Raw genomic sequence first — 21708 nt, forward strand, 5'->3', positions numbered from 1 at the left:
GGACACAGGCCCTGCCGGCATTCCGCCGCCGGCAGGGCCTGTGCGGTGGCACCCGCTCCACCCGGGGCACCACCCTCACGGAGTCCTGCTGTCTCAGCCTCCGCTCAGGAAATCGGCGGCGGCCTCGATGACATCATCCTCCGTCTTGAATCCTCGGAACGGCAGCTGCACCTCCTTGAAGATCAACTCATCGGCGAGGCCCAGCTTTCGCGCGGCTTGCAACCTGTTGTTTCCGAGCACGACGTAGTTCTCGTTCGCGATTTTGACGAAGTTGATGAGCTTGTCCTTGATGCCGTCCTTCTGGATGTCTTTGACCAGCTTCACGAACTGGTTTCCGGACATCCGGTCGGTGAGGTGCAGGCCCGCCTTGCGCAGCTCGCCGTAGGTGAAGGACACGGCTTCCTTCACGGCCAGCCCGCTCACCGAGTTGTTGTGGACCCACGAGGAGAACTCCCCGACGAAGTACGTGTGGGCGAACTCCACCTCGAAGTTGAAGACGACCTGCTGCTCGGCGGACGTCGCGACGGAGAGGACGCGCAGGAGCTGTCCCGTGGCGCTTTCGACCTCATCCCCGGCGCGGAGGTCCTGAGCCTCCGTCCAGCCATGGCCGGCGACGCCGAACGGATGCTCCGCCGTCACTCCGAGCTCTTCACGAGTGCCGTCAGGCGCTTCGAGGACGACGCGGAGCACCACCCTCTCCGGCTTGATGAAGGTCCTCGTCACCCGGTGCCAGCCCGGCTCCTTCGTCTTCTCGTTCCAGGCCCACACCCAGTCTCCCGCCAGGACTTCCTCGATGGGCCTCAGGCCCTCCGCGGTGAGGACGGGAGTCCCCGCGACGAAGCAGCCGCCGAGCGGGAATCTGGGGGCGAGGGCGAGCCCCGCCCTGTTGATCAAACTGCGGGTCGCCGAGGTGACAATGGGTGCCGCGGTCTTGAACGCGAACCCCACCACCTTCGCGGAGGCAAGTGAGATGACCACCTGTGTCACATCACTGGCCAGCTCATCGTTGTCACCTCGCATCAACGACAGCATCAGGTTGAGCGACGTGGTGCCGAGCCCCACGAAGGGGACGTAGGACCATTTGGTCTCCCGCAGCCATCCCTGGAGCGAATCCATCTGCTGGTCGTTCATCGCGAACAGGCCGCGACCATCTCCCACGCAGTACTTGCACGAGGACTCGACGTAGCCCGTCTCCATGCTGCCGTTCTGGTCGGCCCCACCCGCGACGGCCGAAGGAGTGCTGTCACCCTGTCCGACTCCGTCACCAGTCCCCGTTCCCACGCTGGGAGCGCCGCAGTCACCGGGGTTCGCCGAGCCGCAGATCTCCATCAGTTCGCCGTCCGCCGTATGCCAGGTGCCCACGACGCTCGAGGACTCGGTGGGCGTGAACCCGCTGAGGTCGACGTAGCGCAGGGGGTTGTTGAAGCCGTAGCTGTAGCGGTTGAACGCCTGGCTGGAATAGGGCGCCTTGACCACCGGGTCGGGAGTCAGGAAGCGCCCCACCCTCGGGTCGTAGAGCCGCCCCTTCATGTTGACCAGCCCCGCCTCGTCGTCCCACTCGTGGCTGGTGAAGCCCACACGCACGTCGCTGGCGGTGGAGGCCGGCGCCAGCGTCGGGTCGTCCGCCCGGCCCTGCGCCCCGAAGGGTTGGTATTTGCGCTGCTCCAGCACGTTGCCTGCGTCGTTCGTCACCGTCTCCACCGAGCCCAGGTGGTCGTGCAGCAGGTACGTGGTGACGGGCGTGGCGCCGCCGCTCGCGGCCAGCGTCACCTGCGCCACCGCCTTCCCTCCGGCCATCACCTGGAAGACGTGAGACTCGACGCCCGCCTTCTTGCGCTTCTCATAGAGGCCCCCCGCCACGTAGAGGGTGGAGTCCCCGTTGCTGTGCTGCTTGAGCGTGCGGCGCTGGAGCGCGTCGTAGGTGAACGTCAGCGTTCCCTGCTGAGTCACCAGCGTCGAGGGCAGGTTGAAGGCGGTATAGGTGATGTTGCGGAAGCGCCCCGTCGCGGGCTCGTTCGCCTGGGTCTGGTTCCCCCCGGTGTCGTAGCTGAACGTCTCAGCCAGTGTGCCGAAGGCAGGGTCCGTGCTCACGCCGGTGATGGCGTGCCGTGACGCGGTGAGGGCCCCGTACTGGAAGTAGAGCTGCTCGGTCTGTGTGCCATTGCGGACCACCCGCCTGGCGTTGAGGTTGCCCAGGTCGTCGTAGCCGTAGTTGGTGACGGTGTTGTCGCAGCCCGCCTGCACCGTCCAACGCGTCAGGCGGTCCACGCCGTCGTACTGGAACGACTCCGTCACCTGGTTCAGGTTGTCGTGACGGCTGCGCAGGCTGTCATCCGCGTTGTAGCTGTACGCCAGCGACTGGACGAGCTGTCCGGCCGCCTTGCGGGACTCGATGAAGCGCAGACGCCCCTGGCCGTCGTAGCGGTTCCAGCTGGTGATGACATTGCCTCCCCGCGCCTCGACGAGCAGGCGGCCGGCGGCATCCCGGTCCTTCACGCGCCAGTACTCGGCGCTGGTGGCCGCGTCTCGCACGGCCTCGGGGTAACCCGTGGCCGTATACGTCTGCTGGACGGCCAGGCGGGTGCCACCGGGGCCCGTCGGATACCAGGTCTTGTCCAGACGCCCGTACCCGTCGTAGCTCTGGTCGACGGGGTACGTCGCGCCATTGAGCGACAGCGACTCCTGCGTGAAGCGCCCCAGCGTGTCGTAGGCATAGGTCGTGACGACGTCATCCGCGGTCGCGACGGTGTTCCGGTCGTTCTCCGCCTTGGCCAATACCCCCTTGCCCTGGGGAGCGGTGTCCCAGAACAGGTGCGTCTGGCCATCCGGGTTCCGGATGAACACCTCGCGCCCCAGGGTGTCGTGGGCATAGCGCGTCAGGACGCCCGCCGCGTCCGTCTCCTCACGGACATCGCTGTAGGCGTCGTAGAGGGTGATGAGCGCGCCCAGCTTGGGCTCCAGCAGCTTCGTGCGACGCCCCCGCACGTCGTACTCCATCACCGTGACGGCGCCGCTCGGGTCCTTCGTCGAGTCCAGCACGCCGAACGGCCCGTGGAGGTACTCGGTCACCAGCCAGGGAGCGGATGGCTCCCGCAGCTCGCTCACATGCACCACCTGCCCCAGCGGGTTGCGGTTGACGTAGGTCTTGTTCCGCTTCTCGTCATAGACAGTCGTGGTGCGCCACTCGTGGACCCACTCCCGGAAGGTGCCGTCCGGGTTCGTCTGCTTCAACTTCCGCCCCAGGTTGTCGTAGGTGAAGGTCGTGGCCTTCTCGGCTTCGCGGTCGTACCGAGGCTGCGTGATGCGCAAGGTGCGCCCGAAGAAGTCATAGGCCATCGTCGCGCGACTCCAGGAGCCGTCGGCGGCCTGGACGAGGGTGTAGATCTCCCGGTCCCAGCGGTCCAGCCTGTGAGTCAGGGAGGGACTGCCGTCCCGCTGGACCGTGATGCGGGTTCCCGGCGCCTCCCGGTGGTACTCCATCCAAACCGTGGCACCCCCAGAAGCTCCTCCCTCCCGGTAGGGAGCCGTCTCCATCCGAAGGCGACCGAAGCCGTCATACGCGTTGCGCACCCGCACCCCGTTGGGGTCCTCGGTGAGCGCCACCACTCCCAACCCCGGGTGATGGGCGACGTCGGTGCGGTGCCCGGCGGCGTTGATGATGACCGTGGGGAAGATCTTCTCGAGGCCCTCGTAGGAGATCTGCTCCAGACGCGGCAGCACCCCTTGCGTGTCCGAGGTCTCGATGGACGTCACCTGGCCGGTGAGGTCGCGTGAGTACGTGGTGAAGAGCTTCGTGTCCGCGGTGCCCTCCGGCGCCTGGGTGACGCGCCACAGGGCATTGGACTCCGGGCAGGAAGCTCCGGGGCAGTACTGGTACGTCGTGGCGCGGGTGGCTTGCTGTCCGCCGGGATGGCGGGTCGAGGCTGGAGTGTAGGACGTGTCCGTCTCCCGCCGGGTGAGGCCCAGTACCCAGGTGGATGGATGGTTCTCCACCTCCAGGACGCGCTCCGTCCAGGTGCCCTCGACGGCGTTCTCATCCGTGCGCACGACGGTGAAGAGCCGCGTGGCATTGCCGTAGCCGTCGCAGTCCTGGGACTGGAGCTTCCACGACACGGTGCCGAAGATTCCGTCCTTCTCGGAGAGGGTCGTCACCGAGGGACAGAGGAACCGGGTGCGCCCTTCCGGAGCGATGCGCGGCTCGCGGGTGAAGGTGCTGGTGACGGTATGGGTGCGTCCCGTCAGGGGCGTGGCGACCTCTTCCTGCTTGGGGAGGAACGCGTGCAGGTACAGCGTGCCAGTGCGAGTGGTGTTGTCATAGACCGTCGTCGTCACCTTGCTCGTTATCTGGTCGGTGACGGTGCGGCGGGAGAACCCCAGCCAGCCACGGCCGCGGAGGTCCGTGCGAGCCCCCTCGTAGGCGAGGATGGACCAGTGGAAGAAGGCATCCGGGCCGTCGAGCCCGTTGTCCGTCATGTACGCATTGACGGCCCACATGCCCCGCACCCCGCAGTACTGGGGATAGGTGCACCCGCCCGCCGTGAAGTGGCCCGGAGAGTTCCCCAGCGCGCGGTGCTCGAAGGAGGCCCACTTGCCATTGCCATCCGTGACCCGGCGGAGCAGGTCCGGCTTGAGGCCCTGGCGCAGGTGCACCACGAGCTGGCTCGTGAAGACGTTCCCGACGACCTGGATGATGTCCTGCAGGCCGTCACCGTTGATGTCGCCCACCCGCGTGAGCTTCTGCCCCCAGCCGGCCCCTTCCAGATCCGTGGTGGAGCCCAGGGGTGAGGTGAAGCCCTGCCCCGTGGACATCCCCACCGGCAGGCCGGTCAGCACCTTCGAGGTGAAGCCAGCGCCCGTCGACAACAGCACGGTGAGGTTCGTCCGGATGGTGCCCCGGTCATTGTAACTGTCCGTCAGCAGCAGGTCTTGACGCCCATCCATGTTGTAGTCGAGGAGGCGCACGCCGCTGTCGACGAAGCGCCCCACCGCTCCCCACTGCGAGGGGCCAGGCATGGCCCCCGCGGGAATGGAGAGCGTCTGCGGAGGCAGGAAGCCACTGCCGTTGTTGATGGCCAACCGGAGTTCGCGCGGGACGCCGTCATGCGGCTGACGTTCCTTGTGAAGCGTGAGCGCATCCGGCAGCCCATCGCCGGTCACGTCCACCATCCACATGTCGCGGTAGTGGAAGGGCCCGCTGAACTCGTAGTCCCAGGGCAGGGCCGTCAGCGTCGTCTCCGTCTCGCGCCGGCTGCCATCCGGGTTGATGCCCACCGCGGTGTAGTACCCGGCGAACCCATCCGGGCTGCGTGACTGGGTGGTGGGGAGGCTGTTCGGCTTGCGCAGCAGCACCTCGGCGGCGCCGTCGCCGTCCACGTCGGCCACGAAGCCGGAATGGTCCATGCCGGAGCGCGCGCCGATGGCGGTGTAGCCAGGGAAGCCCAGGCTGCCAGTGATGCCCAACTGGTTGAGCCGCCAGGCCCACTCCGTCGGGACGCTCGTGCTCGCATTGCTGGGGCGCCACGAGCGGAGCAGGTCCGGCAGGCCGTCACCACTGAGGTCGGCCACCTGGAGGCCCGGGGGCTTCACGGTCGCGGTCGACGTGCCGCACACCGCATACGTCTCATGGCCGTCCAAGACGGCGGGCGTGAAGTTGGAGCCGTTGTAGCGGTAGACCTGGAAGTGGCCGCTGATGTTGTTGTCGCAGTCGGTCCGGTTGAGGGCGACGATGTCCGTCTTTCCGTCCATGTCCATGTCGACGGCCGAAAGGTCATCCTGCGAGTCACCGACCTGCGAGCTGGGCAGGTTGACCGTGGTGTAGCCGCCGAACCCCGAGCCGGTGCTCAACCTCAGACGCCACTCCGCCGGGAAGTAGCCGGCCGTGGAGGAGAACCGCATGAAGCGGTAGAGCAGGTCGTCCTTTCCGTCTCCGTTGACGTCCGCGACGTGCACGTTCCAGAAATCGCGGGCCTTGTAATGGAGGGTGCTCGACGTGTCGGGGACGTCGCTGTTGGCCGCGACGTCCGCGATGCCCGTGTTGAGGGTGAGGAACTGCTCGGAGCCCAGCTCCCAGTCGAACGACGTCTTCTCCTTGCACGCGTTCCGGCCGTCACACTCCTGCACGGACTTGAGCAGGCTCCGCCCGGAGACACTGTCGTTGCGGTACTCGAGCGTGTACCTGCGCCAGAGGGTGCTCGGACCCGACTCCCACTGGGAGACAGGCACGTCCGGCGCGAACATGTCGATGTGGTCCAGGCGCGAGGCCGAGCGCATCTTGAAGCCCGCCACGTAGGACTCATCCAGGTCCCCCGGCTCGTAGTGGAACTCCACGCGACGCAGACGCGCGGCCACGGTCGCGTCCGTGTAGGAGCCCGTGTACTCGATGTTCTTCAACCGCTGCTCGTAGCCCGTCTCCTGGTCGCCCAGCAGGTCGTAGCCGAGCCGCAGGTAGTTGCCTTGCCTGTCCTTCACCTCGGACAGGGCCCAGGCGTAGCGCACCGCCTGGAGGTTCGCCGTGCTCACGCCCGCGGGCAGCGCCTGGGTGGGGAGGACCCGCATCCCCGCCAGCACGGCGCCGTAGGTGAAGATGCGCCCGTCCTTTTGACGCACCTCGAAGTAATCCGGCGGACCATTCGGGGTGCTGGTGGAGAGCATCACCCGGGCGAAGGTGTCGACCTCGGTGCGGTACACGCTCCCGCTGGCGCCGTACTGCGTCGTCTCGGGGTTGAGGTGGATGAGCCGGGCGCCGTCCAGACACAGCGCATCCGTCGCGTCGAAGCGCACCTGCGCCACCGCGCTGTCCTGCGCCAGCGTCTTGCGACAACGGGTGATGCGGGAGAGCGTCCCTGTCAGCGTGAAGCCCATCCCAGCCAGCCCCATCCCGGAGCGGCTGTGGTAGCTGAGCGCGAGCTCCGGCTGCATCCCCGCGCGGCCCGGAGGCACCCACAAGGGCAGACGGTAGGTCGCCGCGCCATCCGGGGTGACCGAGAACGTTCCCTCGGTGGCACCCGCGGCGAGCCCGGCCAGGGCATTGGTGTCCACCACCGTTCCCACGGGCGGCAGCAGCCGCTCATCCCCGCTCAGGCGGTTCTCCGAGACCTCGGCCTCGGTCAGTCCCTCGCCGCTGCCCGGAATGGGGCCACACGACCCGAGAAGGCTCGCGCCATAGAGGCCCAGCATGCACAGCGAAAGGGCGCGCTTCGCCCGACCATCCTTCTTCTGAAGTGGCTCTGATGTCATGTCGATGTCCTGGAGGTCCCGAGAGACGACGTCCGAAGTGCGCCTCATCGCCGCTGCTCTGATTTCATGGGTTCGGAGCCGCCCGTGCAGACACCCGCTCGGCAGTAGGCACCTCCCGAGCAACTGCCGCAGTTCACCGTCCCACCGCAGCCATTGCTCGCGGTTCCGCACTCCCTGCCGTCGCAGGCGTCCTCGTAGACAGCGCAACCGCAGACGTTGGGCGTACCGCCACCGCCACAGGTGTTGGCGCCCGAGCAGGAGCCGCCACAGGAGTAGGAGCCACCGCAGCCGTCGGACACCGTGCCGCAGTTCTTTCCGGCACAGACGGTGGACTGCGGGAGTGCGGTGCAGCCGCAGACGTTCGGCGTGCCACCTCCTCCACACGTTTGCGTGCCGGCGCAGCCGCCGCAATTCCACGAGCCGTTACACCCGTTGGGCACCAGGCCGCACTTGCCGTTGCACGCGGTAGCCTGCGGAATGGGGGTACACGCGCAGACGTTGGCCACCCCTCCAGCGCCACAGGACTGGCCGCTCGGGCAGGTCCCGCAGTTCAGCGTCCCACCACAGCCATCCGCGAGGGCGCCGCAGTTCTTGCCCTGGGCCTGGCAGGTCGTGGGCTCGCAGCAGGCCTGCACGACATCCACCTGGCACACATCCCCCTCGATGCCGCTGCTCCCCTCATCGATGGCACCGTCACAGTCGTCGTCCTGCCCGTTGCAGGACTCCGCGTTGCCCGTGGCCCCGTCGGGGATGCCGTCCTTGTTGTCGTCACAGCGGTTGCACTCGACCTCGCGAGAGGGAGACACGGGCTGACACGGTCCAACGGAGCCGTCCTGCCCACAGACGGAGCGGCCGCTCGGCCCGCACCAGTCACAGGCCTTCGTGCTGCCCGCGGTCCAGGCACAGGTGCTCGCCCCCGACGCGCACACGCTGACGCCACCGCAGCCATTGGCCATGGTGCACGACAGCCCCGACAGGCCCTCGTCCACGGCGCCATCGCCGTCGTCGTCGCAGCTGTTACAGAGTTCGTCCCGCAACGCGGTGCAGGAGCCGGGGATGGTGCTTCCCGTGGCACTACATTGGAGCTTCCCGTTGCGCCCGCAGACAGAGCACGGGGTGGTGGACTCCACTGAATAGGTGCAGGGCCCGTAGGCGGTTCCTTCACAGATTCGGGTTCCCTGACACGCGCCGGACGAACAGGAAACCGTCTCCCCGTCGATACAGGCGGCATGGGCTTCTTCGAGTGGCAGGAGGCCCAGACAAAACAAGAGAATGAGCGCGAGCCGCGCTTGTGATTGAGGCAAGAGCATGGAGTTCTGGCGAAGGAGGAGAAATGCGTGAAACGGCGACGGACCCGGAGCGAGCCGACGAGCTCTCGCGTCAGGGGCTGCCCAGGGGATGCGAACTACTCCGGGGAGTTCCGAGGAAGTCCGTGGGTCAAGGACAGACTCCTGGGCCACCCGCCACGAGGAGGTTCTTGGGGGGACTCAACACGTCTGACGGGGCACGCCCGGACGTCGTTGTTCCCCAGCCAGGCACATCGGAGTCAGCACGGGCAGGGCCGCCCCTCAGCAGGGCCGCCTTCACGACGCATCGCAACCACTCCACCTTGACCACGTCAGCGCTCTCTTCGGCCCCTGCGAGCGACACTTTAACGGCAGGTCACATGCGTCAGTCAACAGGAGCGTCTCATTATCAATCTGCTTCAGAGAGGTGCGCGAGCACCTGTTTCGCACGCGCTCTCGGAGAACCTTCGACCTCGAGCACCTCCACTTCGAAGCCGTGAGCATCCTCGAGGAGGAGGTCCTTCAACTTCTCGTCGACAGCCAGACGCAGCGCCTTGTCGTCCGAGGCGGAGAGCGAGACCCGGTCCGGGCGCTCGATGCCGACGAGGACGATCAAATCCAACTTCTGGAGCGCGCCGCGTACGCGCGGGAGCCACGCATCGAGGTCGAACGCGTCGCTGTCCTCGTGGGCCAACAGGTATCCGATGAAGTCCACCGGACATCGGTCGAACAACACGTCGCGGGTGCCCTCCTCCAGGTTGTCGATGGAGCGCGCGAGCTGCGCTTCGAAATCCTCGACCGACGGGGTCTCCGCGAACGCGTACCCCTCCTCCTCCATCTGGTGGTACGGCTCATCCACCGTCACGTAGGTGGGGAGGAGGTCGGACAACTCCTCGATGAGGGTGGACTTCCCCGCGCGATGAGTCCCGGAGATGGCGATTCGCATGCATCAGCGCTCTAACAGTCGGCCCCCCGCGACGTCAGCACGGAACGAACGGGTGGCCGGGCATGGGCACACCTGCAACTTTCGTTGCGCGGGAAATAGACCTCCGGGGTTCCCTGAACGCGGGGCAGCAAGGCCGGCAGTGATGTCTCGCGTTTCGTCCCCTTGAAAGGGAGCCCAGATGCTGCGTTCGCGCATCTTGATGGCGGTTGCCCTGCTGGCACTCAGTGCGTGTGGTGAGAGTGATTCCAAGTCCCCGGAGGAGCCGGGGTACGTGGAACCTCCGGACGACAACCAGCCCGACCATCGTCCCAACGTCACGGGCACGTATGACGTCACGGGGACCCTGGGCACCGAGCTGAATGGTCGCACGGACTTCACCCCCATCCGGGATGTCGTCCGAATCGACGCCACCCACAGCGTCCGCAGCAGGGTGCATGTCCATCTCAACGACATGAACTGTGGCACCGGCATCCTCGCGACGATGACGGGCGAGACCACCTTCACCATCAACGAGGGCTCCTGCCCGCTTCCTCCTGAACGCGGCTGCACGTCCATGATGAGATTCAACGGAGGCAGCGGCTCCCGGCCCGTGAATGGTGCCCTCCAGCTCGGACTCCAGGGACAACTCGAGGTGCGGTGCGGCTCCCAGTCCGCCAGCGCGCGCCTCTCCCTCGACGTCTCCGGTTCCCGCACGGGCCAGGACCTCCCGGACACACGGGCCCAGGTGCTCGCCATGGGCGCGGACCTGGCCAGCGCCCTGCGTCGACTCGGGGAAGACGTACGGCCCTGAGCCGTCCGCCACCCACCCGAGGGGCTAGAAAGCGAGCATCGGAACAGGAGGCATGGCGCCTCCTTCCATCAAGCGCTCCATCGCCGCGCCATGGCGTCGGAGCTCCTGGAGGTCCGGCATGCCCACCTGGGCGCGCTCCGCCTCGGCCTGGATGAGGTGCAGGGCGTCCCGCACCGCCTGCCGCGTCTCCTCCGTCGTGGCGCGCTGGCCGACCTCTCCCGCCAGCCGCTGCAGGCGGAGCACCACCATGGGCTCGCCAGCGCCGTAGCGGAGGATCTGCCGGGTGGCGAGCGACAGGTAGTCGCGGAACGTGGCCGCGCGGAGGAACACCCGTGGGCGCCCCGAGGAATCCGCGAGCACGCGCGGCCCCAGTCGCATCGGCTCCAGCGCGCACAGCAGGAAGGTGAGCTGATCCACCACCTCCAGGGCCGTATAGGGGTCGTTGACGGCGGGTGAGAGAGCCTTGACGGCCATGTCCACGAGCTGCCGCATGCACAGCGCCACATCCGAGCCCTGCTCGCGCCAGCGGCCCAGCAGGATGGCCTTCTCCAGATGAGGGAAGACCTCGGGCCGTCCTGGCGCCACCCGCCCCAGCACCGCGCCCCGCGTCACGGGCTCGCCGATGGCCACGTCCACATGCACCTCGAGTCCCCGCGCCTCGGCCCACGACAAGAGCGAGGCCCCGTCCACGTCCACGACAAAGCCTTGTCCGTGAGCCCGGAACACGACGGTGTCTTGAGAGGACGTCCGCGCCGGCTGGGGCGGCTCCACGTCGTGCCTCCGGCGCCGCGCCAGCGCGCGGGCGCCGTCCAACGCATCCTGGCGGATCTGCCGGACGATGTTCTCCACGCGCATCAACTGGAAGGTGTTGAGGACATGGAACACCAGCGCCGCCTCACAGAGGATGAGCAGCACCATGGCCATGCCGAGCGCGGGCCGCGGATACCGTCCATCGGTGGGCGTGAACCCAAGCATCTCCGTCGCCACGAGGCAGAAGATGCTCGTGGAGATGAAGATGGGAATGATGAAGCGGATGCCCGGGCCCCGCAGGTACATGCGCAGCAAGCGTGGCGAGTACTGCGCGGCGGCGTTCTGGACCACGATCATGGACAGCGACAGCACGACACTCAGCGAGGTCAGGACGATGCCCAGCACCGTGGAGAGCATGGTCCGGGCTTCGACCACAGAGGCATCCCACGCCACGCCCCGCAAAACGGGCGAGAGCCCCGAAGGAGGCCGCACCAGCACCACGCCCATGAGGCCGCCCAGCAGCGCGCCCACGATGGGCATCCACCAGAGTGACTGGCGCAACCACCAGCGGCTCCGGTGGAAGTCGTGGGCCGCCACGAGCCTCGGGGCAGGCAGCCTTTCGAGCCCGTGTCCGAACGTCCGTGCGCCCACCATGTGCCGCGCCTCCGCCCCGGGGCCTCGCGTCGCACGCCCTGGATGAAGGTGGAAGCACGGACAGGCCCCTGCAATGCACGGGGGCCCTGCGGCCCGGCGCGGCCTCGGACGTCCGTTCGCGGTGCTCGCATTCGACCGAGGGGTTCTCGTGGCGGCATGGGATGATTCCATCTGGAATCAACGGCAAACGACCACTGGCCAACTCGGACCCCGCCCCAAGTACGACGGCGCTTAATTCACAGACACCGGGGCGTATTCCTATCTGCGTCTGAAATTCAGGACCCTGCAGACGCGGAACGAAGTGGAGGAGGCCATGAGAGTCGTGGAGCTGCGTCGTCATGCCTTGTGGGTCGTGCGTGCGTTCCAGGATGGCGCACGTGCGAGGTCCGTTGTTGTGACGGCGACGTGGCCAGTTCCTACCAGGTATGCGGCAACGGCCGCGACGGGGCCCAGGGCAGGTGCTCGAACCACGGCGGCGTCAGGCGCATTCGCTGGTCGCCGTAGGGCCATCAGACGCACCCGCCAGGACACGCACGTCCGGGCGGGTTCCTGTTTGTCCTGGAGCATGCCTCGCGCCAGCCTGAGCGGCTCTCGCCTCCGCCTCACAAGAGGCATTGGAAGCGCGCTCTGCTAGGGTTCACGGCGCCAGCGCCGGAGGCACGAATTTCATCGGAGACGAGCGACACGCATGACTTCACTGGCATCCCTCTATCGTGATGTGCCGCTCACCGGGATCTTCCTCTTCGGGTTCTGCCCTTCCGGCTTCGCGGTGGGATACCTCATCCTGCTGACGTGGCTGCGCGACCGAAAGCTGCGCGAGCTGCGCTTCGCGTGGGGACTCGTGGGACTCATCATCCTCGTCAACCCCTGGATGCAGGCAGCAGTGCTGGAGCCCATCAACTCGGCGCGGGTGGATGCACTGGTGGAGCGGGCACGGCAAGCGGCGCTGGAAGGGCGCACGCAGGCCGAAGTCGAGCGAGTCCTTGGACTCCCCTCCAGCATCAGTGTGCCCTCGTCGGGCCCCACCGTTACATGGGAGTACGAGCCCTTGCCATTCTACCTTCTGGGGGGACGTCTCCAGGTATTCTTCAACCGCGATGCCCATCCCCGCGTCGTGGGCTGGGAGCGCGATTGGTAGCACCAGAGCAGAACCCGAGGAATTCCATGACCACGGCGATCACCGGCAGCACGAGTCCATCCAAGACGCTCCCCGCCAGTCTGTGGCTCGTTCAGGCACTCCTGGGAGTCCTCTTCGCCGGCACCGGCCTCTGGAAGCTCCTGACGCCAGTCGCAGCGCTCGCCGCGATGATTCCGTGGACAGGTCAGGTTCCGGTGGCGTTCCTGTACACAACGGCGCTGTTCGACCTGCTCGGCGGGATTGGCGTCGTCCTGCCCTCGCTCACTCGAATCAAGCCGGGCCTGACAGTCCTCGCCGCGCTGGGCTGCGCGGCGCTCCAGGTCTCCGCCATCCTCTTCCACCTCTCACGCGGAGAGGCCGCGAATACGCCCTTCAACTTCCTGCTCGTCGGCCTCTCGCTCTTCGTCGCCTGGGGGCGACGCTCCCGAGCCCCCATCCAGCCTCGGAGTTGACGGACCTTGAAGTGGCGCGGCCTTGCGCCGCAGGGCGCTCTGGGACACGCTGTACTCCCCATACAGATGCCATCGGGTTGAAATACCCGCCATTGATGACTGAAAACGACGAGGCGCCCCAGGTCGCTGTCAGCGGCCAGAGCGAGCCCCCTTCGAAGCGTGACACGGAGCAGGACGAACACCCGAGGCTTCCTCGCGAGGTACATGTCGGCGTGAGCCTCCTCTCATTGCACAGCCGAAAGAACCCACTCAGCGAGCTGTGGCGCGCGATGCGCCAGTCCCCGGTGGGCATCCTCGTTCACGGACCCGCGGGTATCGGAAAGACCACGCTGGTCCGCGCCTTCCTGCACGGGCTGTCGACGAAGGAGAAGCTCCGCGAGAAGGCGTTCTGGTTCGACTTCAGCGACATCCGCAGCGCCGAGCATGTCATCAACCCGTTCGTGGTGGAGTTCCAGGACCACGACGCACTGTCGCAACCGATGGGCGCCAAGGTCATCGTGTCGCGGCAGTTGAAGCGCAAGCCACACGTCGTGGTCTGGGACCAATTCGAGTCCACGCGAGGGTTGCTTCCCGCCGAAGACCGCGCGTGGCTCAAGCGGTTCCTGGAGCAACTGCGGGGCGGCAAGACCCGGGTGCTCATCATCAGCCACGATGAAGAGAAGTGGCTCGACGAGTCGCTCGTCACCCGAATCCGCCTGGATGGCCTGCCGGAAGAGGAGCGATGGCGCTTTCGCGCCACCCTTCTTCGCACCCCCGCGGGGACACCGGACCGGAGGACCCCGGACGAGGTCGCGCTGATGGAGGCCATGGAAGGCCACCCGTTGATGATGCGGATGGCCCTTCCCCACCTGGAAGACCCGGAAGCAGCAGTCCTCTTGAAGACCCTGCGTGAGGCGAGCGCCGGGCCGGGACTCGATGGGGGCGCATCCTTCGCGAAGATGGTGGCCACGCTGCGACTCTTCACCGCGAGGCTGCCCGAGGAGCTGCGCTCACTGCTCGTGCCGCTCGGCTTGCATGAGCGCTTCGCGGAGTCCGCGGACATCGTCAGGATGGGAGCGTCGGTTCCCGGGGCCCCCGACTCCGAACAGGTCGAGCGGCTCTTCGGGCTCCTCGCCATCGCGGGGCTGGTGTCTCCACACAAGCCGGGCGTCCATGCGCTCCAGCCCGTCCTCACCCGGTACTTGAGAACCCACGTCCGTGAGAACCGGGAGGACTGGGAGCGGGCGTTCGTCGAACGGATGGGTCAGGTCGCAAGCCAGGTCAAACCCTGGTCGCTCGACGAGCAACGCGACCCCTTCTTCTTCCACGGCGCCAACTTCCACCACGCCTTGGAGCTCGCCAAGGCACATGGGTTGGCGGCGCTGCGCTCGACGCTGACCCAGGCACTCACCCGCCACGCCCTGAACCTGGGCGACCTCACCGAGGCCGAGCGGCTGTCCAAGGACCTGCTGGAATGGGCCTCCGAACGCGATGAGGCGGCGATGGCGGTCGCCCTCCATCTGCTCGGGAGGCTCGCCCACGCGCGCAGTCGGCTCGATGCGGCCAAGACGTTGTTCCTCCAGGCGCTCGTCCTCGAAGAGAAGCAGGGCAACGAACTCAGCGTCGGCAACACCTGTCACCAGCTCGGAAAGCTTGCCCGGGTGCGCCAGAACTTCGAGGCGTCCGAGCAATGGTTCCGCAAGTCAGTCGCCCTCCTGGAAAGGCAGGGCGACGCGTACGGCACCGCGAGGACCTGCCATCAGCTCGGGAGGCTCGCGGAGAAGCGGAGTGACTTCGAGGCGGCCGAGACGTGGTTTCGCAAGGAGTTCGCAGTCGAGGGAAAGCCAGGCGGCGAAGCAAGTACCGTGGCGACCTACCACCAGTTCGGAGATGCCGCCCTGGAGCAACGAGACCTCGACGCAGCCAAGGCCTGGTATCTCAAGGCGCTGGCGCTCGAAGAGAAGCAAGGCCACGCGAACGACAACGGCCGCCTCTACCACCTGCTCGCGGATATCTCGAAGGAGAAGGAGGACTTCAAGGAGGCCGAGACCTGGCTCCTCAAGGCGCTCGCCATCGAGGAGCAGAACCCCGACACGGACGGCCTGGACCAGACCTGCTTCTGGCTCGGCGGCGTCGCCGAGAAGCTGTGCGACTTCGTGGCGGCCGAGGCGTGGTACCTCAAGTCGCTCACCATCAGAGTGGCTCGGGGAGACAAGCGCGGAGAGGGCAGTCTTTATGGCTCCCTCTCCAGGCTCGCGGAGAAGCGGCGAGACTTCGAGGCGGCCGAGACGTGGCACCGCAAGGAGCGCTCTTGCAACGGAGCGCAAGGCACGGCCGACTTCTACCATTCGCTCGGGAGCACCGCCGAGGAACGTCGGGACTACGAGGCGGCGGAGGCCTGGTACCTCAAGGCCCTCGCCGACGCGCAAGCGCGGGGCGACGAGTCCCTCGCCGAGAGCACCTACTACCTGCTCGGGGACCTGGCCCGGAAGCGCAAGGACTTCGAAGCGGCCGAGGCGTGGTACCTCAAACAGCTCGGCATCCTCGAGAAGACAAGCGAGCTGCACAGCACCGTCTACGCCTACTACCAGATTGGGAAGGTGGCACGGTCGAGGAAAGACCTCGACGCGGCCGAGATCTGGTTCCGCAAGGCACTGGCCCTCGAGGAGAAACAGGGCAACGCCTACGACGACGCCACCTACAAACTGCTCGCGGAGGTCGCCGAAGCACAGAAGGACTTCGAGGAGGCGGAGACGTGGTACCTCAAGGCGCTCGCCCTCGTGGAAGCGGAGGGCGACGAGGCCAGCACCGCCGCGTACTGCCACCAGCTCGGGAGGGTGGTCTGGGCGCAGAGAGACCTCGAGGTCGCCGAGGCGTGGTTCCTCAAGTCGCTCGCCCTGGATGAGCTGCGGGGCGAGGAGCGCACCCTCGCGGGCACCGCCTATCAACTGGGGAGGCTCGCCCACGAACAGCGGAACTTCGAAGCGGCCGAGGCGTGGTACCGCAAGTCGGTGGCCATCGAGGAGAGACTGGGCAACGAGCACGACGCGGCCATCAGCTATACCCAGCTCGGCATCGTCGCGAGCAAGCGGAGGAACTTCGAGGCCGCCCAGACGTGCTACCGCAAGGCACTCGCCCTCTACCAACGCCTGGGCGATGAGCGCGGCATGGCCGGCCTGTATTCGCGGCTCGCCACCCTGGCCCGTGCGCGGCGGAACTTCGCGGCGGCCGAGGCGTGGTACCTCCCGTTGCTCGCCATCCGGGAGAAGCAAGGCGACGAGGACGCGGTGCTCCACACCTGCGAGCAGCTCGCGACGGTGACGGAGGAACGGGAGGACTTCGCGGCGACCGAGACGTGGCTCCTCAAGGTGCTCGCCCTCGAAGAGAAACAGGAGTACGTGCACGACGCGGCCAACACCTGTTCCGACCTGGGAAGGGTCGCCCTCAACCGGGAGGACTTCGAGGCGGCTCAATCCTGGTACCTGAAGGCGCTCGCGAGCCAGGAGAAGCAGGGTGACGAGAACGCGGTGGCTCGAACATGCACCAAGCTCGGGAGAGTTGCTCGGGAGCGGCAGGACTTCGAGGAGACCGAGGCGTGGTACCGCAAGGCGCTCGCCATCGACGAGAAGCGGGGCCACCAGCGGGACGTGGCGAGCGGCTACTTCCGGCTCGGGGCGAATGCCCGGAGGCGGAAGGACTTCGCGGCGGCCCAGACGTGGTTCCTCCAGGCGCTCGTCCTCGACGAGAAGCTGGGAAGCGAGGACCACGCGGCCATGGTCTGCCACCGGCTCGGGGGGCTCGCCCGGGAGCAGCGGGAGTTCGAGGCGGCACGGACGTGGTACCTCAAGGCGCTCGCCCTCCGGGAGAAGCTTGGCAAACGGCGCGTCTCCACTGAAACCCGCCTCCAGTTGGGCATCCTGGAGCTGGAGTGCGGGCAGAGGGAGGAGTCGGCCTCATGGCTCGTCCAGGCCGCCACGGGCTTCATGCGCGACCGGGAGCCCGAGCTGTTGGGGGATGCGACCGCGGACTTCGCGCGGCTGCTGACCGAAACACCCGAGGCGCTCCGCGCACGACTTCGCGAGATGTGGACCCGCGCCAGGCTTCCGCCCCTTCGCGACACCTGAGCTGGCATCGACGGGGTCACCGCCCGCCTCCATCGCGAGTGGCGACCCCGTCGACTCCCGACCTCGCGAAACCCCTCAGGCCTTCGCGGGCTTCTTCTCCTTCTCCGCGCCCTCGTCACGGCCATGCACCGCCGCGGGAGGACTGGTGGCCTCCACCGCGGAGAACGTCTCGAGAATCTTGTACGTGTGGCTGGAGCCTCGCGGCACGAGCCACGAGTCACCGGGGTTGAGCAGGATGACCTGCCCCTCCAGGTGCAGCTCCGCGCGGCCCTTCAGCACGAAGCCCACCGTCTCATAGTCGCGAGGGGACGCGGGCCGGGGCTCCCCGGGTGGCTCGTCCTCCCACAGCCGCATGGACACTCGTACGCCGGAGGCCAGGTACTTCTGCCCCATGTCTCCCCGGGGCGAGTGCCGGCTCTCCACCTTCTTCACGCTGGTATCCCCCATGCCTTGGTCTCCTTCGCCCTCGGGCGTCAGGCGGCGGGTGCGCCGCGCTCAGCCATGAAGGTAAGGAAGGGGGCGAGTCTCGACGTGGCCCGCACGGGCGCTCGCCTGCTCGACGGGCCTGTTCGCACCAAAGACGAAGGCCCAGCCTTCCCTGTGGGAAGACCGGGCCTCGGGCTCACTCAAGGGTGGCCAGGAATGACGCTAGCCGTTGTAAGCGCGAACGTTCTGGGCCTGCAGCCCCTTGGGGCCACGGGTCACCTCGAACTCCACCCGCTGACCCTCCTGGAGGGTGCGGAAGCCATCCATATTGATGGCCGTGTGGTGGCAGAACACGTCTTCGCCGCCCTCTTGAGCGATGAAGCCGAAACCCTTGGCGTCGTTGAACCACTTCACAGTACCGATTGCCATGTGACCTTCTTCTTTCTGCTAGACGGCGACCCGGGACCAGCCGGACCACCAGTGCGGGGCGGACATCGCTCCGACACTGCCGCGACAATCTACCTCCCGATTTCCTTTGTCCACCCGACCTCCGCCCAGCGGGCAGGCGGCCGTCGACCAGAGGACAATCCGAGAGGCTGAAAATCGCTCGGGAGATGAACAGGCCACATTCGCCTCTTCATCCCGAACGCGCCGAACCCGCACCGGGTCCTTCACGTTTCTTCATGCGGCTCCGGCGCGCCCTTCACACCCGTTCTCTACCTTCCTGCCCATCAAACCCGGTGCGCGCCCTACTTCGGGCCCGCACTCTTGAAGGAGCAGGACCCATGTTCGGATTCTTGTTGGGTACCGCGTGCCTCGCCGGCCTCGTCTACACGGTGAAGGGCGGACGTCGCTGGCATCACCACGCTCACAGGCGCGGCAGCCGGTTTGGCTGGCGGATGAGGCTGCGCTGGCTGTTCGAGCGGCTGGAGACGTCCCCCGGTCAGGAGAAGGTCATCATCCAGGCCACCGAGGAGGTGACGGAGGCCTTCGACAAGCTGCGCGATGAGGTGGGCCCCAGCCGCTCGGCCCTGGGCAACGCGCTGCGCGGAGAGCACTTCGATGGCGCCGCGCTGCGCGAGCTGTTCACGCGGCACGACGTGGCGCTGGAGAACGCCCGTCGCTCACTCCAGGGCGCGCTCTCGCAGGTGCATGAAGCGCTGGATGCGCGCCAGCGGCGCGAACTGGCGGACATGCTCGAGCACGGCTGGGGCCATGGCTGGCGCGGCGGCCCGGGCTGGCACGGGCGTCACTGCGGCGGGCGTGGCGGATGGCGCGGTGACGACCAGCGGATGGTGTGAGCCGCTCCCCTTCCCCGAACAAACGTCAGAGGAACTCCGCCATGCGCCGTCGCCTGCTCATCGTCCTGCTCGCCCTGGGAACCCTCGGAGGCTATGCCTCCGGCTTCGCCAGCATCGCCCGCCACCGCCGCCACTGCCATGCTGGCGGGTGGGCGGAGCGCTGGGATTCTCGAGGGCCCTGGGGCAACTCGCCCACGTTCCACTCGGCCGCCCCCGCGCAGCCCGAGTCGCCGTCTTCCTCAACGGCCCAGGCCCCCGCGCCGGGGCCGCGCTAGACTCCACTCCGTCCATGTCCACACGTGTCCTGCTCATCGACGATGATTCCCGCCTCTACGAGCTGCTCGCGCAGTACCTGGGGCAAAACGGCGTCAACGTCACCCATGCCGCCGACGGTGGCCGAGGGCTCGCGGCGCTGGAGGCCAGCGCCTACGACGCGGTGCTGCTCGACGTGATGATGCCGGGCATGGACGGCCTGGAGGTGTGCAAGCGCATCCGCGCCAAGAGCCGCATTCCCGTCGTCATGCTCACCGCGAAGGGCGATGAGACGGACCGCGTGGTGGGGCTGGAGCTGGGCGCGGACGACTACCTCCCCAAGCCCTTCAGTCCGCGTGAGCTGCTGGCCCGCCTGCGCGCGGTGCTGCGCCGCTCGCAGCCCTCGTCGGTGGCGGACCGACTGGAGGCGGGAGGGTTGTCCATCGACGTCGCCGGGCGCGAGGTGCGCGCGGAAGGAAAGCTGGTGGACCTCACGGGGCTGGAGTTCGACCTGCTGGTGGCGCTGGTGCGCCGGGCCGGGCGGGTCATCCCCCGCGACGCGCTGCTGGGTGAAGCGGGCCGCAGCGACACGGTGGTGGGCGAGCGCACGGTGGACGTGCACATCTCGCATCTGCGCCAGAAGCTGGGCGACGTGGGCTCCCGGCTCATCAAGACGGTGCGCGGCGTGGGCTACGTCTTCGCCAAAGAGGGACTCTGATGGGCCGCCGCGACGGCAAGCGAGGCCGAGGGCCCTGGAATCAGAAGGACCCGTGCGAACCCTCCTGGGGTCCGGAGTCGGACGACCCCGACGCCATCGCGCGGTGGCTGCAGGGGGAACGCGAAGGCGCGTGCCCGCCCCAGGGAGAGTGGACCCAGGCCGACAAGGACGATGGCAAGGAGGCGAAGGACCGCCGCCGAGGTCCGTTCTCCAACCCCCTGGAAGCGTGGGAGGCACATCACCGCCGCGCGCATCTCCACTGGAAGCGCCAGCAGCGCGCGCACTGGCGGCACCACTACTGGGGCATGAGCCGGCTCGGGCACTTCGTGCGCTCACGCCTGCATCGGCGGCTGTTCCTGTGGTACGGCCTGAGCATCTTCATGACCGGCGTCGTGGTGGCCACGGTGTTCAGCCTGGTGGGTGGCAACACGTGGAAGCAGGAGATGATGCGGCTGAAGGACTTCGCGAGCCACCGCTTCGAGGAGGTGTGGAGCGAGCCCGCGCGGCGAGACGCCCTGGCACAGTCCTTCGCGAAGGACCTGGACATCGAAGTGGAGGTGACGGACGCGAGCGGCAAGCTGCTCGTGCTGGCGGGTGGGTTGTGCAAACACGCCGAGTTCACCCTCCCCGTCGTGCGCGCGGGCACGACCCTGGGACAGGTGCGCGTCTGCAACGGGCTGGCGCGCGGCAAGACTCCGTTGAAGGTGATGCTGCCGTTGCTCGCGGCGTGTCTCATGCTGTGGATGGCGTCCGGGAAGATGGCGCGCAGGCTCGCCAAGCCCGTGGATGCGCTGGTGCAGGCCACCGAGGCGCTGGGCGCGGGACGGCTCAACGCGCGCGCGGAGGTCCTCCCGCATGCGACGGGGGAGTTCACCGTGCTGGCCGTCGCCTTCAACCACATGGCGGGGCGCATCGAGAAACAGGTGGCGGACCAGCGGGAGCTGCTCGCGGCGGTGTCCCATGAGCTGCGCACGCCCCTGGCGCGGCTGCGCGTGCTGACGGAGCTGCTGCGCGACGGCGGTGGCAATCCCAAGACGCTGGACCAGGTGGACCGCGAGGTGGTGGAGCTGGACGCGTTGGTGGGCGAGCTGCTCGCAAGCTCACGGCTGGACTTCGGTCAGCTCACGCCTCGCGTTCTGGATGGGCGCACGCTCGCGACCCAGGCGATGGAGCGCGCGGGGCTCGCGCTGGAGATGCTCGACGTGGATGCGCCGGAGACGGGGCTGGTGGGAGACGCGACGCTGTTGGGGCGCGCGTTGGCCAACCTGCTCGACAACGCCCGGCGGCATGGGGGTGGCGTGGAGAAGCTGCGGGTACAGGAGCAGGGAGAGCACCTCGCGTTCTGCGTCGAGGACCGGGGTCCAGGACTCCAGCCGGGCGAGGAGACTCGCATCTTCCAGCCCTTCTACCGGAAGGACCGGGGTGGCGAAGCGCGCGAGGCGGGCTCGCTGGGCCTGGGGCTCGCGCTGGTGCAGCGGATTGCCCGGGCACACGGCGGAGAGACGTTCGCGGAGAATCGCGACGGCGGCGGCGCGCGCGTGGGCTTCACGGTGAAGAAGGCGGGGCCACCGGACGCCATCGAGCGGCCGGCGGCGTAGGCAGACCCGGGGGGAGTGGATCCCCGCTCAAAGGCACGGGGCTCTTTCTTCGCGGCTT

General features: G+C 67.6%; 14 protein-coding genes. 8 read left to right on the forward strand and 6 right to left on the reverse strand.

The annotated features are described in order from the left end of the window. Positions 1-93 precede the first annotated feature (93 nt). The 3 genes from HR086_RS02920 to HR086_RS02930 form a co-directional block, all read right to left on the reverse strand. Positions 94-7236 (reverse strand): FG-GAP-like repeat-containing protein, encoded by a 7143-nt coding sequence (locus tag HR086_RS02920; RefSeq protein WP_174464800.1) that lies wholly within the window; start codon positions 7234-7236, stop codon positions 94-96. Between the two features lie 44 nt (positions 7237-7280). After that, on the reverse strand, positions 7281-8366 hold the full coding sequence (locus tag HR086_RS02925) for a hypothetical protein (RefSeq protein ID WP_174464801.1): 1086 nt from the start codon (positions 8364-8366) through the stop codon (positions 7281-7283). Between the two features lie 565 nt (positions 8367-8931). Next, positions 8932-9468 carry an AAA family ATPase gene (locus HR086_RS02930; RefSeq protein WP_141642742.1) on the reverse strand — a complete coding sequence of 179 codons (537 nt, stop codon included), beginning with the start codon at positions 9466-9468 and terminating at the stop codon, positions 8932-8934. Between the two features lie 178 nt (positions 9469-9646). Between HR086_RS02930 and HR086_RS02935 the strand changes: the two genes are divergently transcribed. Beyond that, on the forward strand, positions 9647-10258 hold the full coding sequence (locus HR086_RS02935) for a hypothetical protein (RefSeq protein WP_174464802.1): 612 nt from the start codon (positions 9647-9649) through the stop codon (positions 10256-10258). A gap of 24 nt (positions 10259-10282) precedes the next feature. Here the strand turns inward: HR086_RS02935 and HR086_RS02940 are convergent, their stop codons facing one another. Continuing rightward, entirely contained in the window at positions 10283-11662 is a 1380-nt protein-coding gene (locus HR086_RS02940) for a DUF2254 domain-containing protein (RefSeq protein WP_174464803.1), read from the reverse strand. 688 nt (positions 11663-12350) lie between these two features. On the opposite strand from HR086_RS02940, the gene HR086_RS02945 reads away from it, so the two are divergent. The 3 genes from HR086_RS02945 (at position 12351) to HR086_RS02955 (ending at position 17355) form a co-directional block, all read left to right on the forward strand. After that, positions 12351-12800 carry a hypothetical protein gene (locus HR086_RS02945; RefSeq protein ID WP_174464804.1) on the forward strand — a complete coding sequence of 150 codons (450 nt, stop codon included), beginning with the start codon at positions 12351-12353 and terminating at the stop codon, positions 12798-12800. Between the two features lie 26 nt (positions 12801-12826). Further along, complete coding sequence (locus tag HR086_RS02950) at positions 12827-13252, forward strand: DoxX family protein (RefSeq protein WP_174464805.1); 426 nt, start codon at positions 12827-12829, stop codon at positions 13250-13252. 95 nt (positions 13253-13347) lie between these two features. Then, positions 13348-17355: a tetratricopeptide repeat protein gene (locus HR086_RS02955; protein WP_174464806.1), complete on the forward strand. Its 4008-nt coding sequence runs from the start codon at positions 13348-13350 to the stop codon at positions 17353-17355. Between the two features lie 75 nt (positions 17356-17430). On the opposite strand, the gene HR086_RS02960 is transcribed toward HR086_RS02955, so the two are convergent. Both HR086_RS02960 and HR086_RS02965 read right to left on the reverse strand, forming a co-directional pair. Beyond that, positions 17431-17802 carry a cupin domain-containing protein gene (locus HR086_RS02960; RefSeq protein ID WP_141642748.1) on the reverse strand — a complete coding sequence of 124 codons (372 nt, stop codon included), beginning with the start codon at positions 17800-17802 and terminating at the stop codon, positions 17431-17433. Positions 17803-18003: 201 nt separating this feature from the next. After that, positions 18004-18210 carry a cold-shock protein gene (locus tag HR086_RS02965; protein ID WP_141642749.1) on the reverse strand — a complete coding sequence of 69 codons (207 nt, stop codon included), beginning with the start codon at positions 18208-18210 and terminating at the stop codon, positions 18004-18006. 356 nt (positions 18211-18566) lie between these two features. On the opposite strand from HR086_RS02965, the gene HR086_RS02970 reads away from it, so the two are divergent. Genes HR086_RS02970 through HR086_RS02985 form a run of 4 tightly spaced genes read left to right on the forward strand, consistent with a single transcriptional unit; the run spans position 18567 to position 21650 of the window. Next, on the forward strand, positions 18567-19082 hold the full coding sequence (locus HR086_RS02970) for a periplasmic heavy metal sensor (RefSeq protein ID WP_141642750.1): 516 nt from the start codon (positions 18567-18569) through the stop codon (positions 19080-19082). 41 nt (positions 19083-19123) lie between these two features. After that, positions 19124-19357, forward strand: a complete 234-nt coding sequence (locus tag HR086_RS02975) for a hypothetical protein (RefSeq protein ID WP_141642751.1) — start codon at positions 19124-19126, stop codon at positions 19355-19357. 14 nt (positions 19358-19371) lie between these two features. After that, a complete protein-coding gene (locus HR086_RS02980; RefSeq protein ID WP_141642752.1) occupies positions 19372-20052 on the forward strand; it encodes a response regulator transcription factor in 681 nt (226 codons plus the stop codon). After that, positions 20052-21650, forward strand: coding sequence for an ATP-binding protein (locus HR086_RS02985; protein WP_254626152.1), 1599 nt, complete (start codon positions 20052-20054; stop codon positions 21648-21650). The genes HR086_RS02980 and HR086_RS02985 overlap by 1 nt, the downstream gene beginning before the upstream one ends. The last annotated feature ends 58 nt before the right edge of the window (positions 21651-21708 follow it).

Origin of the sequence: Myxococcus sp. CA039A, from assembly GCF_013336645.1 — a bacterium.
Classification (GTDB): Bacteria; Myxococcota; Myxococcia; order Myxococcales; family Myxococcaceae; genus Myxococcus; species Myxococcus llanfairpwllgwyngyllgogerychwyrndrobwllllantysiliogogogochensis.

Bases quoted from the DNA above. Each gene is read 5' to 3' on its own strand.
- HR086_RS02920 (WP_174464800.1), bottom strand. From the start codon at position 7,236: ATGACATCAGAGCCACTTCAGAAGAAGGATGGTCGGGCGAAGCGCGCC.
- HR086_RS02930 (WP_141642742.1), bottom strand. From the start codon at position 9,468: ATGCGAATCGCCATCTCCGGGACTCATCGCGCGGGGAAGTCCACCCTC.
- HR086_RS02935 (WP_174464802.1), top strand. From the start codon at position 9,647: ATGCTGCGTTCGCGCATCTTGATGGCGGTTGCCCTGCTGGCACTCAGT.
- HR086_RS02940 (WP_174464803.1), bottom strand. From the start codon at position 11,662: ATGGTGGGCGCACGGACGTTCGGACACGGGCTCGAAAGGCTGCCTGCC.
- HR086_RS02945 (WP_174464804.1), top strand. From the start codon at position 12,351: ATGACTTCACTGGCATCCCTCTATCGTGATGTGCCGCTCACCGGGATC.
- HR086_RS02950 (WP_174464805.1), top strand. From the start codon at position 12,827: ATGACCACGGCGATCACCGGCAGCACGAGTCCATCCAAGACGCTCCCC.
- HR086_RS02955 (WP_174464806.1), top strand. From the start codon at position 13,348: ATGACTGAAAACGACGAGGCGCCCCAGGTCGCTGTCAGCGGCCAGAGC.
- HR086_RS02960 (WP_141642748.1), bottom strand. From the start codon at position 17,802: ATGGGGGATACCAGCGTGAAGAAGGTGGAGAGCCGGCACTCGCCCCGG.
- HR086_RS02965 (WP_141642749.1), bottom strand. From the start codon at position 18,210: ATGGCAATCGGTACTGTGAAGTGGTTCAACGACGCCAAGGGTTTCGGC.
- HR086_RS02970 (WP_141642750.1), top strand. From the start codon at position 18,567: ATGTTCGGATTCTTGTTGGGTACCGCGTGCCTCGCCGGCCTCGTCTAC.
- HR086_RS02975 (WP_141642751.1), top strand. From the start codon at position 19,124: ATGCGCCGTCGCCTGCTCATCGTCCTGCTCGCCCTGGGAACCCTCGGA.
- HR086_RS02980 (WP_141642752.1), top strand. From the start codon at position 19,372: ATGTCCACACGTGTCCTGCTCATCGACGATGATTCCCGCCTCTACGAG.
- HR086_RS02985 (WP_254626152.1), top strand. From the start codon at position 20,052: ATGGGCCGCCGCGACGGCAAGCGAGGCCGAGGGCCCTGGAATCAGAAG.